The sequence below is a fragment of the Comamonas sp. A7-5 genome (assembly GCF_039581385.1).
In the GTDB taxonomy this organism is placed as follows: Bacteria; Pseudomonadota; Gammaproteobacteria; order Burkholderiales; family Burkholderiaceae_C; genus Comamonas; species Comamonas thiooxydans.
This window is the reverse complement of the sequence record NZ_JBCPWO010000015.1, coordinates 41464-55396: the sequence shown is the minus strand read 5'-3', so window position 1 is coordinate 55396 and position 13933 is coordinate 41464. Positions and strand designations below refer to the sequence as shown.

General features: G+C 63.3%; 13 protein-coding genes. 6 read left to right on the top strand and 7 right to left on the bottom strand.

The features are described from left to right. Window positions 1–99: 99 nt before the first annotated feature. On the bottom strand, window positions 100–975 hold the full coding sequence (locus tag AAIL67_RS20285) for a neutral zinc metallopeptidase (RefSeq protein ID WP_034353614.1): 876 nt from the start codon (window positions 973–975) through the stop codon (window positions 100–102). A gap of 143 nt (window positions 976–1118) precedes the next feature. After that, entirely contained in the window at window positions 1119–1448 is a 330-nt protein-coding gene (locus tag AAIL67_RS20280) for a hypothetical protein (RefSeq protein WP_034380505.1), read from the bottom strand. Window positions 1449–1605: 157 nt separating this feature from the next. Between AAIL67_RS20280 and AAIL67_RS20275 the strand changes: the two genes are divergently transcribed. From AAIL67_RS20275 to nadB, 3 genes are all read left to right on the top strand, one after another. Continuing rightward, complete coding sequence (locus AAIL67_RS20275; protein WP_343484693.1) at window positions 1606–2565, top strand: delta(1)-pyrroline-2-carboxylate reductase family protein; 960 nt, start codon at window positions 1606–1608, stop codon at window positions 2563–2565. A 213-nt stretch (window positions 2566–2778) separates the two neighbouring features. Beyond that, window positions 2779–3912, top strand: a complete 1134-nt coding sequence (nadA, locus tag AAIL67_RS20270) for a quinolinate synthase NadA (RefSeq protein ID WP_343484691.1) — start codon at window positions 2779–2781, stop codon at window positions 3910–3912. Between the two features lie 15 nt (window positions 3913–3927). Further along, the gene (gene nadB / locus AAIL67_RS20265; protein ID WP_343484689.1) at window positions 3928–5454 is read left to right on the top strand and encodes an L-aspartate oxidase; all 1527 of its coding nucleotides are present in this window, start codon (window positions 3928–3930) and stop codon (window positions 5452–5454) included. 75 nt (window positions 5455–5529) lie between these two features. Here nadB and dcd read toward each other — a convergent pair whose 3' ends face one another. From dcd to AAIL67_RS20250, 3 genes are all read right to left on the bottom strand, one after another. Continuing rightward, window positions 5530–6096, bottom strand: coding sequence for a dCTP deaminase (gene dcd, locus AAIL67_RS20260; protein WP_003052512.1), 567 nt, complete (start codon window positions 6094–6096; stop codon window positions 5530–5532). A 63-nt stretch (window positions 6097–6159) separates the two neighbouring features. After that, window positions 6160–7452 (bottom strand): guanine deaminase, encoded by a 1293-nt coding sequence (gene guaD / locus AAIL67_RS20255; RefSeq protein WP_253233358.1) that lies wholly within the window; start codon window positions 7450–7452, stop codon window positions 6160–6162. A gap of 242 nt (window positions 7453–7694) precedes the next feature. Continuing rightward, entirely contained in the window at window positions 7695–8591 is an 897-nt protein-coding gene (locus AAIL67_RS20250) for a LysR family transcriptional regulator (protein ID WP_012839484.1), read from the bottom strand. A gap of 104 nt (window positions 8592–8695) precedes the next feature. Between AAIL67_RS20250 and glaH the strand changes: the two genes are divergently transcribed. The 3 genes from glaH (at window position 8696) to AAIL67_RS20235 (ending at window position 11454) form a co-directional block, all read left to right on the top strand. Next, on the top strand, window positions 8696–9619 hold the full coding sequence (gene glaH / locus AAIL67_RS20245) for a glutarate dioxygenase GlaH (protein WP_343484686.1): 924 nt from the start codon (window positions 8696–8698) through the stop codon (window positions 9617–9619). A 100-nt stretch (window positions 9620–9719) separates the two neighbouring features. Then, window positions 9720–10961, top strand: a complete 1242-nt coding sequence (locus AAIL67_RS20240) for an alpha-hydroxy acid oxidase (RefSeq protein WP_343484685.1) — start codon at window positions 9720–9722, stop codon at window positions 10959–10961. A 52-nt stretch (window positions 10962–11013) separates the two neighbouring features. Beyond that, on the top strand, window positions 11014–11454 hold the full coding sequence (locus tag AAIL67_RS20235; protein WP_343484684.1) for an HIT family protein: 441 nt from the start codon (window positions 11014–11016) through the stop codon (window positions 11452–11454). Between the two features lie 105 nt (window positions 11455–11559). Here the strand turns inward: AAIL67_RS20235 and AAIL67_RS20230 are convergent, their stop codons facing one another. Further along, a complete protein-coding gene (locus tag AAIL67_RS20230; protein WP_343484683.1) occupies window positions 11560–12603 on the bottom strand; it encodes an adenosine deaminase in 1044 nt (347 codons plus the stop codon). A gap of 186 nt (window positions 12604–12789) precedes the next feature. Continuing rightward, window positions 12790–13764: an aromatic ring-hydroxylating dioxygenase subunit alpha gene (locus tag AAIL67_RS20225; RefSeq protein WP_343484682.1), complete on the bottom strand. Its 975-nt coding sequence runs from the start codon at window positions 13762–13764 to the stop codon at window positions 12790–12792. Window positions 13765–13933: the final 169 nt, after the last annotated feature.

Here is a 13933-nt window from a genome sequence, read left to right as displayed (position 1 = left end):
CCGTGCAATCTATCGGGATAACCCGGATTTTCACATTCTGCCGCCCCAAAAACAAAGGCGTGTGACAGTGCACACGCCTGGTTCAGGCCAGCTTGTGGCTCAAAGCGACTGAGCTGCGAAGGTATCGCAGGCCTTGACGCTGCCGCTCTTGTAGCCCTGGGTGAACCAGCGCACACGCTGGGCGCTGGAGCCATGGGTAAAGCTGTCGGGACGCACCGTGCCCGTGGCTTCGCGCTGCAGCTTGTCGTCGCCGATCTGCTGTGCGGCATTCATCGCCGACTCGATATCGCCCTGCTCCAGCCAGCTCTTGGCCTGCTGCGACTTGTTGGCCCAGATGCCGGCCAGGCAGTCGGCCTGCAGCTCCAGGCGCACGGACATGGCATTTTGCTCGCGTTCGCTGACACGGCCACGCATGCTGTCCACCTTGCCCGAGATGCCGAGCAGGTTCTGCACATGATGGCCCACTTCATGGGCAACCACATAAGCGCGCGCGAACTCACCGGGAGCACCAAGCTGACGGCTCATGGTGTTGAAGAAGTCCATGTCCAGATAGACCTTGTAGTCACCCGGGCAGTAAAACGGCCCCATGGCCGACTGCCCCGTGCCGCAGGCCGTGCGCGTCACGCCAGTGAACAGCACCAGCTTGGGGTTCTGATACTGAGCACCGCCTTCACGGAAGATCTGGGTCCAGACATCCTCGGTTGAAGCCAGCACCGTGGAGACAAACTTGGCCCCCTGGTCATCGCCAGCCGGGCGATGCGCCGGAGCCTGCTGCACCTGGGGCGAGCCCCCTCCGGAGAGAACGCCAATCGTGGTCAGTGGGTTGATGCCGAACACGCCCCAGCCAATCAGCGCCAGCACCACGGTGCCGATGCCGATGCTGCGACCACCAATGGGAAAACCACCGCCACCACCACCACCGTCTCCACGGCGATCCTCGACGTTGTCCGACTCGCGGTTACCTTCCCATCTCATGGTGCTTACTCCTTAGCTGTGTTGCACGCGGCCTGCGCCGGGTGGCGATATTAAGGGCTGCGGCTCCGAATGCAGGTATCAAGCTGTGCTTTTGCCACCTCAGTCAAGCTGCAGCGCAGCATTGTTGACGTTTGGCCTGGTGTTCAGCGGCCGGCAGGCGTGGAGATCAAGGGCACGCCCGGCGCGCCAGGCATGGACTGAGGCTGGTTGCGGGCTACCTGTTCCTCCACCACATCGACCATGCTCAGAAACAGAAAGGCCACTGCCAGCAGGCCCACCACCGCCAGGGCCGCCGATACCCAGAGCTTGGCCGAAGAGGATTTGCGCGGTGCTGCCGCCTGCTGCTGGGTCGGCTCATAGCTTGCAGCCGAGCCGCCATCCCGCCAGACAGGCTCGACATGACCACGGCTGGAAGGCGCTTGTGTCCAGGTAGGGTCCTTGCGTTGCCCGGAGCGGGGAGAAAAGCCAAACATGTGTACGACAGAATCGATGGATAAGACAGTGGCTATTGTGCGCGCTGGCAGCCTTCGCCAGAAGCGTTCGTGCAGCGAGATTCTGTCGGTCAACACCGGGCCGGGCTTGCAATTCTGTAAGCTCAGAAGCTTGTCCGCTGCCCTCATACGACTGCCCATGAATGCCCAGACCCAGCCCTCGACAGCGTCTCTGGACGCCCGCGCCACTGCCGCACTGCTGCCATGGTCCGCCCTGGCCGATGAGATCGAAGCACTTTTGCGCCAGCTGCAAAACAGTTGCAGTGTCTCGGTTCCGCCACGCATCGTCATGCCGACGGCTGCGGGCAATTGCCTGTTCTGCATGCCGGCCACCGATGGCCAGGTGGTCATGACCAAGCTCATCAGTTTCACGCCAGGCAATGCCCGGATGGGCAGACCTACCATTCAGGGCGATATCGTGGTTTTTGATGCAGCGACCGGAGTGCGTCAACTGATTCTGGACGGCCCCACCGTCACGGCCAGACGCACCGCAGCCGCATCGCTGCTGGCAGCGCGCCGCCTGGCCCCCAGGCCTCAAGGCGCCCTGCTCATCGTCGGCGCCGGCGTGCAGGGCAGCGCCCATATGCAGGCTTTTGCTCAGGGCCTTGGCACGCAGGAGGTCTGGATTCACTCGCGCAGTGCCAGCAGCGCGCAGCGGCTTGCAGACCAGGCCCGCGACCTGGGTCTGCATGCGCGCATCACCGACGACCTGGAGGAAGCCGCCCGGCACTGCCCGCTGATTGTGACCTGCACGCCCGCGCAGGCCGTGGTGCTGCATGAGGCGGCAAGACCCGATGCCTTTGTCTGCGCTGTCGGCGCCTTCACGCCGCAAATGGTGGAGCTGGATCCCGAGTTGTGCCGGCGCTTTCTGCACCAGGGCCAGATCGTCGTCGACACCGCCGATGCTGCGCACGAGGCCGGCGACCTGCTGCAGGCCGGCATCGAGGTCGACACCCTGCCCACGCTGGCCGCCGTGGTGTATCAGGACTGGTCGCGCTCCACGAAGCCTGTACTCTTCAAATCCTGCGGCTGGGGCGGCTGGGATCTGGCCGCCACCCGCCTGGCCCTGCGCCAGCACCTGCTCAGGCAACCCGCCTGAACATCCTCCACTTGCTCATTTTTCAGAAGCATCAAGTCATTGCTGAATAAGCGATCCATCCATGCTCTGGATTGTCTTCCCGAGCACTGACTGCGCTGAAAAGCAACGCCATCCAGCCTAATTTGTCTCCCTGGTGACAAATTCAAAAAAAGCGGTTTTAATAATACTCAGATTGAGTATAAATATTTAACAGCGCAACTCAGGATGGAGATGATGACGATCAGAACCGTGGAATTCGACCAGCCCGCACCGGGCAGCAGCAGCCAGTGCAGCACAGGCCAGGCCTGGGCCAGGGTGCTGCCGCAGCAAGACCGCCAGCAGCAGCGCGAGACGGCGCAGCGCATCAAGGCTCTTCTCAAGGAACGCAATGCCGTCATGGTCGCCCACTACTATGTGGACGGTGCGCTGCAGGATCTGGCGCGCGATACCGGCGGCTGCGTGGGCGACTCGCTGGAGATGGCGCGCTTTGGTGCCAACCATCCCGCCAAGACCTTGATCGTGGCCGGCGTGCGCTTCATGGGCGAGACCGCAAAAATCCTCAGCCCCGAGAAGACCGTGCTCATGCCCGACGGCGATGCCACCTGCTCTCTGGACCTGGGCTGCCCGGCCGACGAGTTCAGCCGCTTCTGCGACGCCCACCCCGACCGCACCGTGGTCGTCTATGCCAACACCAGCGCTGCCGTCAAAGCCCGGGCCGACTGGGTGGTCACCTCGTCGGTAGGACAGGACATCGTAGCCGCCCTGCACGCGCGCGGCGAGAAAATCCTCTGGGCACCCGACCGCCATCTGGGCAGCCACATCCAGCAACAGACCGGTGCCGACATGCTGCTGTGGCAGGGCAGTTGCGTGGTCCATGACGAATTCAAGGCCGACGAGCTGCAGGCCCTGGCCAATGCCCACCCCGAGGCCGCGATTCTGGTTCACCCCGAATCGCCGGCCGCCGTCACTGCGCTGGCCGATGTGGTGGGCTCCACCACCCAGCTGATCGCCGCCGTGGGCAGGCTGCCCACCGACACCTTTATCGTCGCCACCGACCAGGGCATTCTTCACGACATGCGCCAGCGCTATCCGGGCAAGCGCTTTCTGCCTGCCCCGACGGCGGGCACGGGCGGCAGTTGCAAAAGCTGCGCCTTCTGCCCCTGGATGGCCATGAACAGCCTGCCGGGCGTGGAGCGGACCCTGCTGCAAGGCAGCGGTGCCATCGAGCTTGATGCGACGCTGGGCCTGGCCGCCCGCAAGCCCATACAGCGCATGCTGGATTTTGCCGCTGCCCAGCGCCAGCCGGTACGCGCCAGTGGCGAGCTGGAACGCGATGCAGCCCTGTTCCAGAACTTCGGTCCGGCCTGAGAGAGGACAAGCACCATGCCCCAATCTCAGACTTGCAGCGATGTACTCATCATCGGCTCTGGACTTGCCGGCCTGACGCTGGCACTCAGCCTGCCCAACACACTGCGCATCACCGTGCTCAGCAAAAGCAGTGCCGACGAATGCGCCAGCGCCTGGGCCCAAGGCGGCGTTGCCGCTGTGCTGGCCCCCGTCGACAGCCTGGAAGCCCATGTTCAGGACACGCTGATCGCCGGCGCCGGCCTCTGCGACGAAGGCGCCGTGCGCCGCATCCTGGAGCAAGGCCCCCAGGCTATCGCCTGGCTGCAGGCCCTGGGTGTGCCCTTCAGCACCGATGCAGACGGCAGCCTGCACCTGACGCGCGAAGGCGGTCACAGCGCCCGGCGCATTGTGCATGCGGCCGACCGCACCGGGCAGGCCGTGCACCAGACCCTGCTACAAGCCTGCCGGCATCTGAAGCACATCACCTTGCTGCAGCATTGCACCGCCATGGAACTGCTGCTGGACGTGCAGCAGCGCTGCGTGGGTGCCAACGTGCGCAATGCCGATGGCCAGCAGCAGCCTATGCTGGCCAGCCATACCGTGCTGGCCACGGGCGGCATGGGCCAGATCTACCCCAGCACCACCAACCCGGCCACGGCGACCGGCGACGGCATTGCCATGGCCTGGCGCGCGGGCTGTGTCGTGCGTGACCTGGAATTCATGCAGTTCCACCCCACGGCCTTGCAGGTGGGCGGCCGGTCCGTGGGCCTGGTCTCGGAAGCGCTGCGCGGCGAAGGAGCCTTGCTTTGCCTGCCGGACCGACAAGGCCAGCCCGGCGAGCGCTTCATGCTGCGTCACGACCCACGCGCTGAACTGGCGCCACGCGACATCGTGGCCCGCGCCATCGACCGCGAGATGCGTGCCCACCAGCTGCCTCATGTGCTGCTGGACATCACACACCGCAGCCGCGACTGGCTGGAGCAGCATTTCCCCGGCGTCATGGCACTGTGTGCTGCGTACGGCATAGACATTGCCACCCAGCCCATCCCCGTTGCGCCCTGTGCCCACTATGCCTGCGGCGGTGTACAGGCCCATGTGGACGGCCGCACTGCCGTGGCCGGGCTATGGGCGATTGGCGAGGTGGCCCGCACCGGCCTGCATGGCGCCAACCGTCTGGCCAGCAACTCCTTGCTGGAGTGCGTGGTCATGGGCAGGTCTGCCGCGCTGCGCATGGCCGAGCAGCCCTTGCACAAGCCCGCGGCCATTCCTGGCAGGCAGCGCAAACCCGGCAAGAGCCTGAGCGCTGAAAGCCAGCAGGAGATGCGCCAATTGCTGCAGCAACTCATGCTGCACAACGTGGGCATTGTGCGCAGCAACCACAGCCTGATTGCGGCGGCCAAGCAACTGGTGCTGTGGCGTGCCCAATGGCGCGGTGCCGACCCTGCACTGCGCAACCAGCTGGCGCTGTGCAGCCTGATGGTGGACGCGGCGCTGCAGCGCCATGCCAGCGTGGGCGCGCACTGCAATCTGGACTGGCCGGCCCTCGAAGCGGCAGCCGCCTGATCCCGCCCAGCAGCCTCCCTGGAAAGCAAAAGCCCGCTGTATCCGCAGCGGGCTTTTTTGGCGAAGCAACAGGCCTCAGGCCTTGGGCAGGGTCACGCCATGCTGGCCCTGGTACTTGCCGTTGCGGTCCTTGTAGCTGACTTCGCATTGCTCGTCGCCCTGGAAGAACAGCACCTGGGCGCAGCCTTCGCCCGCATAGATCTTGGCCGGCAGCGGCGTGGTGTTGGAGAACTCCAGCGTCACATAGCCCTCCCACTCGGGCTCGAAGGGCGTCACGTTGACGATGATGCCGCAGCGCGCATAAGTGCTCTTGCCCAGGCAGACGGTCAGCACGTCGCGCGGGATGCGGAAGTACTCCACCGTGCGGGCCAGTGCAAAGCTGTTGGGCGGGATGATGCAATAGTCACCCTCGAAGTCGACAAAGCTCTTCTCGTCAAAATTCTTGGGGTCCACCACCGTGCTGTGGATATTCGTGAAGACCTTGAATTCGCGGGCGCAGCGGATGTCGTAACCATAGCTCGAGGTGCCGTAGCTGATGATCTTCTTGCCGTCGACCTGGCGCACCTGGCCAGGCTCGAAAGGCTCGATCATGCCGTGCTGCTCCGCCATCTGACGGATCCATTTGTCGCTCTTGATGCTCATTAGAAATCCTGTATCGCTTGATTTTTCATAGCGTTGTGCGCTCACAAATCAAGCGCAAGACCGCTATTTTGCTTGAGAAACAATGGTTTGCTCAATCAGGCGGTCATCTCCGAGGATGATCATGGCAAACAGCAGCTCGTCCAGATTGCGCGCCTGGGCCGTCTTGCGCGCCAGCAGTGGCGTGCAGCCAGGGTTGATGACGACCAGGTCGGCCTCGCAGCCGGGCTGCAGATTGCCGATCACGCCCTGCAGGCCCAGCGCACGCGCAGCGCCTGCCGTGTGCTGCCACCACAGGTTTTGCGGCGACAGGCTCTGGCCCTGCTTGGCATGGCTCTCGCGCCCCACCACATAGGCGGCCTGCATGGTGCGAAACGGCGAGAAGCTCATGCCGCCGCCCACATCGCTGGCCAGCCCGTAGAGCATGCCCGCCTTGTCGGCCTTGAGGTAGTCGAAATAGCCGCTGGCCAGAAACTGGTTGCTGGTCGGGCTGATGGCCGCAGCCGAGCGCGTGTCATGCATGAGCTGGCGGTCGGTTTCATCGAGCCAGATGCTGTGCGCATAGACGGCGCGCTCGCGCATCAGGCCGAAGTCGTCGTAGACGGCCAGATAGCTGCGCGCGGCGGGGAACAGCTCCTTGACCCAGGCAATCTCGTCGAGGTTCTCGGCCACATGGGACTGGATCCAGACATCGCCATACCGGGCTGCCAGCTCGCCCGCACCGCGCAGCTGCTCGGGCGTGCTGGTGGGCGCAAAGCGCGGCGTGATCGCATAGCCCAGGCGGTCCACGCCATGCCAGCGCTGGATCAGGGTTTCGGTGTCGATCAGGCTTTGCTCGGTGTCGTCGCGCACGCCATCGGGGCTGTTGCGGTCCTGCAGCACCTTGCCGGCAATCATGCGCATGCTGCGCTTTTGCGCTGCCGTCATGATGGCGTCCACCGATGCCGGATGCGAAGTCGCAAAGGCCAGCGCCGTGGTCACGCCGTTGCGCAGCAGCTCGTTCATGAAGAAATCGGCCACGCCATCGGCATATTCGCGATCATGGAAACGCGACTCGTGCGGGAAGGTGTAGTTCTCCAGCCAGGGCAGCAGGCCCGGGGCCGGCGCGCCGATCACATCAGTCTGCGGGTAGTGGATATGCAGGTCGACAAAGCCCGGTGCCAGCAGCTTGCCGGGCAGGTGAATGACTTGCACCCCTTCGCGCTCAAGGTACTGGTCGGCCAGCGCCTGCCAGCTGCCCGCAGCCACCACGCGCTGCACACCCGCGGCATCGGGAGCAATCGCCAGCAAGGCGTCGGAGTCATAAACCGCTTGGCCGTCATCGGCGAAGCGCAGCAGGGCACTACGATAGATTTTCATGGACCAGAGCTTACGCGCCCAATCTTGCCTGCGGAACACGGCAGCGCTTATAGAGGCTATACGGCTGCGCGCAGGCCAGGACTTGCGCTATCAATAACAAAGCTTGTTGCGCTTTTCATGCATTGATTTCAATGCAATTTATATCCATAAACCAATATCAGCAAGCGATAGCAGCTATTACTTTAGGTAGTTAAACACCCAAAACCCGGCGCTGCAACACCGCCCTGCCCGCAGCCGCGTAACTAGGCGGCGCAGCTTCTGGCCACGGCCAGAAAGGCGCGCACCGCGGGTGAGTTCTCCCGTTCGCGGTAGGCCAGTGCCATGTGCACGTTTTCCTTGAAGTCGCGCAGCGGCCTGAAGGCCACGCCCGGCTGATTGAGCAGGCGGTTCGACTCGGGCAGCACCACAATGCCATAGCCCGCGGCCGCCAGGCTGGTTGCCGTGACGAAGTCGTTGACGCGATAGGCCTCGCGAGCCGAAAACCCGGCCGTCTCGGCCAGCCGCGCCAGCACCTCGGCAAAGCCTTCGCTTTCGTTGATGAACTGCGGCGCAATAAAGGTCTGGCCGCGCAGATCGGCCACGCTGATGGATTCATGGCGTGCCAGCGGGTGGTTCTCGGCCAGCGCCACCATGAAGGGCTCGCTGTGCACGATGACCGCCTTGACGCCCTCGGGGTAGCGACGGCGCGGCCGCAGCAGACCGGCATCGATCTCGCCCTGCTGCAGCGCCTGCAGCTGGCGCGGCGTCTCCATGGCCAGCACCTGCATGTGCACCTGCTCATGGCCGGGGCGGAACTGCGTGAGCATGCGCGCCAGCACACCCGAGGTCACGGACGAGGAGATATAGCCCAGCTTGACATGACCGCTCATGCCCTGGGCCGCCAGCTGCCCGATCTGCTGGGCCCGCTCCATATGGCGCAGCACGGCCACGGCTTCGTCATAAAGCAGCTCGCCCGCATCAGTCAGCGTGATGGGCTTGCGCTTGTTGCGCTGCAACAGGCGCACGCCCAGCTGCTGCTCCAGTTGCTGCACCTGCACGCTGACGGCGGACTGGGCCACGCCCAGCTTGTCGGCGGCACGAGAGAAATGCAGCTCCTGGGCCACGGTGACGAAGTGCTCGAGTTGGCGGTAGCTGAGCATGGATTTAATCTGAAATTCTTATCAAAAAATGCATTTAACCCCGTAGATCGTATCAAACAAGAAGTGTTCAATCACACCATTCCTGATTGAAGTACCCGCCCACCATGAACGCTACTACCCCCCAGCAACTGATTCAGCCTGCCGCCTACGAGATCGCCGCTCACCCCGAGCATCCCCGCCTGCTGAAGCTGACCCTGAACACCGAAGCCCTGAACGCCTTCCTGGCCGATGTGCGCGATATCGACGTGCAGAACCTCGAGTACGTGCCTTTCATGCGCTTTCATCTGGCACGCCGCCTGAAGGCCCACATGGGTGCCGACTTTGGCGAGACCCTGGTGAACATCATCAAGGACCGCAAGCATGGCGGCTTTGTGCTGGGTCTGGAAGGCGTGAGCCAGGATAGCGACGACTACGTGAAGTTCGGCACCGCCATCGGCCATATCCTGGGCCCGGCCAACCACGACTCCATGTCCAACAAGTACTACGCACGTTTCCTGGTCAAGCACACCGACGCCAGCGACTCCTATCTGCGCCAGGCCTATCGTCTGTTCACCATGCACACCGACGGCACCTTCGTGACCGAAGCCACCGACTGGCTGCTGATGATGAAGTTCGACGAGCAGAACGCCGTGGGCGGCGAGTCGCGCTTTCTGCACCTGGACGACTGGAGCGAACTGGACTGCTTCGTACAGGACCCGCTGGGCGCCAAGCCCCTGCTGTACAAGGCCCCGGGCTCCAAGAACGTGAACGAGCGCGTGGAACGCCCCGTGTTCTTCCACGGCGAGTTCGGCCTGTCGATCTCCTTTATCGACCAGTTCGTGCAGCCCGCCAACGACGCAGAAGCCGAATATCTGCAGAGCCTGTCCGAATCGATGGAAAATTCGCCCGGCACCCGCACCGTCAGCCTGCCCGCTGGCGACCTGGTGGTTCTGAACAACTACTTCTATGTGCATGGCCGCGCACCGTTCGAGCGTAACGAGCAACTGCACCGCGAGCTGATGCGTCAGCGCGGTACATTCGCTCAGTAAACCTTGAACACCTGATGTTTCTGTCACGCCCCCGTGCACCGCAAGTGTGCGGGGGCGCAGCCAGTTAAACCCCTGAATTTCGCTCCCGAGGCGCCCTACCATGGCATCGTCACAAGCCCCTGCTGCAAACGCAGCCTCCGCCCCCAAAGCGCAAGCCGCCTACGGCCAACGCGCAGGGCTTCCCCGTCATCTGCAGAACATTCTGTCGCTGCATGACTTCGAGGCCGCCGCACGCAAGCACCTGCCCCGTCCCTTGTTTGGCTATGTCTCCGGCGCGGCTGAAGACTGCGTCTCGCTGCAGGCCAACCGTGACAGCTTCCAGCAATACGGCTTCAGCTCCAGGGTCATGGTGGATGTGTCGCAGCGCAACCAGAAGGTCGAGCTGTTCGGCCAGACCTGGGACTCGCCATTCGGCGTAGCCCCCGTGGGCATCAGCGCCATCAATGCCTACCGTGGCGATCTGGTGCTGGCACAGACGGCGGCTGCCAACCGCATTCCCGCCATCATGAGCGGCACCTCGCTGATCCCCATGGAAGATGTAGCCAAGGCCGCACCGTCGACCTGGTTCCAGGCCTATCTGCCCGGCGACACCACGCGCATCGACGGCCTGATCGAGCGCATCGAGGCCGCCGGCTTCGGCACCCTGGTCATCACCGTGGACATCCCCGTCTGGGCCAATCGCGAAAACAATGTGCGCACCGGTTTCTCCATGCCGCTGCGCCCCTCGCTGCGCCTGGCCTATGACGGCATCACCCGCCCGCGCTGGATGGTGGGCACCATGCTGCGCACGCTGATCAACCACGGCATGCCGCACTTCGAGAATTCGTTTGCCACGCGCGGCGCGCCTTTGCTGTCGGGCACGGCCATCCGCGACACCTCGGGCCGTGACCACCTGAACTGGAAGAACATCGAACGCATTCGCCAGCGCTGGAAGGGCAACCTGGTCATCAAAGGTATCCTCAACGAAGACGATGCCGTGATGGCCACCGATATCGGTGCGCAAGGCATCGTGGTCTCCAACCATGGCGGCCGCCAGCTCGACGGCGTGGTCGCGCCGCTGCAGATGCTGCCCTATGTGGTGGACCGCGTGGGCCACCGCACGGTCGTGATGATGGACAGCGGCATTCGCCGCGGCAGCGATGTGCTCAAGGCCGTGGCCCTGGGCGCGCGCATGGTGTTTCTGGGCCGCCCCTTCATGTACGCCGCCGCAGTTGGGGGTGCGCAGGGCGTTCATCACGCCATCACCTTGCTGCGTGACGAGGTTGACCGCAATATGGCCATGCTGGGCGCGACATCCATGGCCGAGATCACCCCAGGCTGCCTGCGCGCGACGCGGGCCTGAAACCGCTCAGCCTCTAAGATAGAACGCTTGAACCATAAAAAAGGAGAGCGTCATGCCCATGTTTGTAGACCACTCACCCCCTGGCGAGTGCATTTTCTGCAAGCTCGTCAAAGGGGAGATTCCATCGGCCAAGGTCTATGAGGACGATCTGACCATCGCCTTCATGGACATCGGCCAGGCCACACGAGGCCATGTGCTGGTAGCCAGCAAGCGCCATGCCGTCAATCTGCTGGAGCTGACGCCCGAGGAAGCCGGCGCCGTGATGCAGACGGCCCAGCGCGTGGCGGCTGCGGTGAACAATGCTTTCGATCCAGATGGCATCAACATTTTCCAGGCCAATGGCGCGCCAGCGGGGCAGACGGTGTTCCACTTTCATCTGCATGTGCTGCCGCGTTTCGAGGGCGATGGCCTGTCCGTGGTCTGGAAGCGCGAGGAGCCGGGCTTTGCGGCACTGGGAGAGTTGGCTGAGCGCATCAAGGCCCAGTTTTCCTGAAGCAAGCCACTGATAAAAAAAGAGCTGCCAGCACTTGATATTCATTGAATTCAGATAAAAAACCATCTGAAATCCACATATAGCAAGCGCTGGAAGCTCCTATTTTTAAGCCGCAAATTGCGCGAATATTGCATCCAGCTTTGCAATCCACTCGGCCTTCTGCGCCTCAGCGGCAAAACTCGCTTCCAGGCTGTTGCGCGCCAGCTGGTAGGCCTCGGGCGCGCCCATGCCCGTGGCAGCAAATAGCTGGGTGTAGTTTTCGTTGACATAGCCGCCGAAATAGGCAGGGTCGTCCGAGTTGATCATGACCTTGAGCCCGGCCGCCAGCAGGCGCGGCAAATTGTGATCGGCCAGGTCCTTGATCACGCAGAGCTTGAGATTGGACAAAGGGCAGACCGTCAGCGGAATCTGCTCCTTGATCAGCCTCTGCATCAGCAGCGCATCCTGCTCTGACTGCACGCCATGGTCGATGCGCTCCACGTTCAGCACATCAAGAGCACCCCAGATATAGGCAGGCGGCCCCTCCTCCCCGGCGTGGGCCACCAGGTGCAGGCCCAGCTGCTTGCAGCGCGCAAACACGCGGGCGAACTTTTCGGGCGGATTGCCCAGCTCGCTGCTGTCCAGCCCCACGCCGATGAAGCGGTCACGCAGCGGCAGCGCGGCCTCCAGCGTCTGCAAGGCGCTTTCTTCGCTCAGATGGCGCAGAAAGCTCAGGATCAGCGAGGAGGAAATGCCCTGCTCGATCTGCGCATCGCGGCAGGCGCGGTAAAGACCGTTGATGACGGTCTCCATGGCCACGCCGCGCTCGGTGTGGGTCTGCGGGTCAAAGAAGATTTCCGTGTGCACCACATTGTCGGCCACGGCGCGATCCAGATAGGCACGCGCCATGTCGTAGAAGTCCTGCTCGTGCAGCAGCACGCTGGCACCCGCGTAATAGATGTCCAGAAAGCTCTGCAGATCGGTGAAGGCATAGGCCGCGCGCAGAGCTTCCACGCTGTCATAGGCCAGAGCCACCTTGTTGCGCTGCGCCAGCGCAAAAATCAGTTCGGGCTCCAGCGAACCCTCGATATGCATATGCAGCTCGGCCTTGGGCATGGCTCGCAGCAGCTGTGGCAGACGGGAAACATCTACGGCAGGCACGGTGTTCATCTTTATTCTCCTTGGCGCTACGCGCCATTCAATGTCTAGCCTATCAAACCGGCGCAGCTCAAGCCATATGGCCAGCCCCGACGAGTCTGTGACTTCGGCCTGGCGGCCACAAGCCCTTGGCGCGGCCTCCCGGCGAGCCGCATGGACGCCAGGCCGGGGCAGGCGGCAAAGCCTCCCGGGCCTGTCTCAGCAGGTTCCGAAGGCGATCTCCTGGGCCTTCAGGAAACGGCGATAAGCCGATGACATGCGATCGGCCGCCGAGTGCATTTCTGTGCGCGGATCCAGCGGCAGGGCCTTGGGCAGCTGCGACTCCAGCACAGGCTGGTCCTGCACAAAGATGGTGTGCTGGAAGGTCTGCAACTGCTCATCGGTCGATTCGAAGTCCGCGACCGCCAGACGGAACCAGACGCGGCTGGTTTCGGGAGTGACAGGGCAGATGAACAGGCCGATCTGCTCACGCCAGCCCTGTTTGGAGCTGCCCTCTTCGGGAATCTTGGTCAGTACGGCGGTATAGGCAGCGGTCACCTCGTAGGTGTACTCCACCTCGGCCGCCTGGGTGGAGTGCAGATTGGACTGGGGTTGCACGGCCTTGCAGCCTGTTGCCAGCACGCCGGTGGGCGTGGTCTCGACCTTGTAGGTGGCAATGGCCGTGGCGTCACGGCTGCCCAGCCAGCCTTCGTGCACAAAGCCGAAGTGGGACATGTCGAGGAAGTTCTCGATGATGCGCGGTGCACTGGCCGCCACGTCGTAGGGCCCGCAGTTCACCTTGCGCAGATGCTCGTCCGTCTCGGCTGCGAACACGGGCAGCTGGCTGTCGGAAGACTCCAGGCGCACCCAGATCAGTCCGTAGGCCTCCTGCACCTCGAAGGCCTGTACGCGCTGCGATGCCGGAGGTGTGAAATCGGGTACGGCGGGCACTTTCACGCATTGACCACCGGAGGAGAATTGCCAGCCGTGATAGGGGCATTCCAGATGCCCGTTCTCCACGCGCCCCATGGACAGGCGTGCACCGCGATGCGGGCAGCGGTCCACAAAGGACTGAACCAGTCCCTCTGCATTGCGCCACAGCACCAGCGGCTGTTCCAGCAGCAGCACGGAAAACGGCGCGCTCACCACCTCGGAGGATTGGGCAACAGGATGCCAGAGGGTACGTTCAGTCATGGGGATACTCGTCATTATCGAAATACAAAGGGCCGCTCTGCGGCGGCCCTGTCGCTGCAAGTCGTGTCTGGACGACTGCTAACAGCCAACACTACCCGGCAAACCCGGGGTCTGCCGTGAAGACATGCGCCACCGGCCGCAATCGGTGCGACGAGGCGGCGCGATGCCT

Bases quoted from the DNA above. Each gene is read 5' to 3' on its own strand.
- dcd (WP_003052512.1), bottom strand. From the start codon at position 6,096: ATGAGCATCAAGAGCGACAAATGGATCCGTCAGATGGCGGAGCAGCAC.
- AAIL67_RS20280 (WP_034380505.1), bottom strand. From the start codon at position 1,448: ATGTTTGGCTTTTCTCCCCGCTCCGGGCAACGCAAGGACCCTACCTGG.
- AAIL67_RS20235 (WP_343484684.1), top strand. From the start codon at position 11,014: ATGCCCATGTTTGTAGACCACTCACCCCCTGGCGAGTGCATTTTCTGC.
- nadB (WP_343484689.1), top strand. From the start codon at position 3,928: ATGCCCCAATCTCAGACTTGCAGCGATGTACTCATCATCGGCTCTGGA.
- nadA (WP_343484691.1), top strand. From the start codon at position 2,779: ATGACGATCAGAACCGTGGAATTCGACCAGCCCGCACCGGGCAGCAGC.
- AAIL67_RS20230 (WP_343484683.1), bottom strand. From the start codon at position 12,603: ATGAACACCGTGCCTGCCGTAGATGTTTCCCGTCTGCCACAGCTGCTG.
- AAIL67_RS20240 (WP_343484685.1), top strand. From the start codon at position 9,720: ATGGCATCGTCACAAGCCCCTGCTGCAAACGCAGCCTCCGCCCCCAAA.
- glaH (WP_343484686.1), top strand. From the start codon at position 8,696: ATGAACGCTACTACCCCCCAGCAACTGATTCAGCCTGCCGCCTACGAG.
- guaD (WP_253233358.1), bottom strand. From the start codon at position 7,452: ATGAAAATCTATCGTAGTGCCCTGCTGCGCTTCGCCGATGACGGCCAA.
- AAIL67_RS20225 (WP_343484682.1), bottom strand. From the start codon at position 13,764: ATGACTGAACGTACCCTCTGGCATCCTGTTGCCCAATCCTCCGAGGTG.
- AAIL67_RS20285 (WP_034353614.1), bottom strand. From the start codon at position 975: ATGAGATGGGAAGGTAACCGCGAGTCGGACAACGTCGAGGATCGCCGT.
- AAIL67_RS20250 (WP_012839484.1), bottom strand. From the start codon at position 8,591: ATGCTCAGCTACCGCCAACTCGAGCACTTCGTCACCGTGGCCCAGGAG.
- AAIL67_RS20275 (WP_343484693.1), top strand. From the start codon at position 1,606: ATGAATGCCCAGACCCAGCCCTCGACAGCGTCTCTGGACGCCCGCGCC.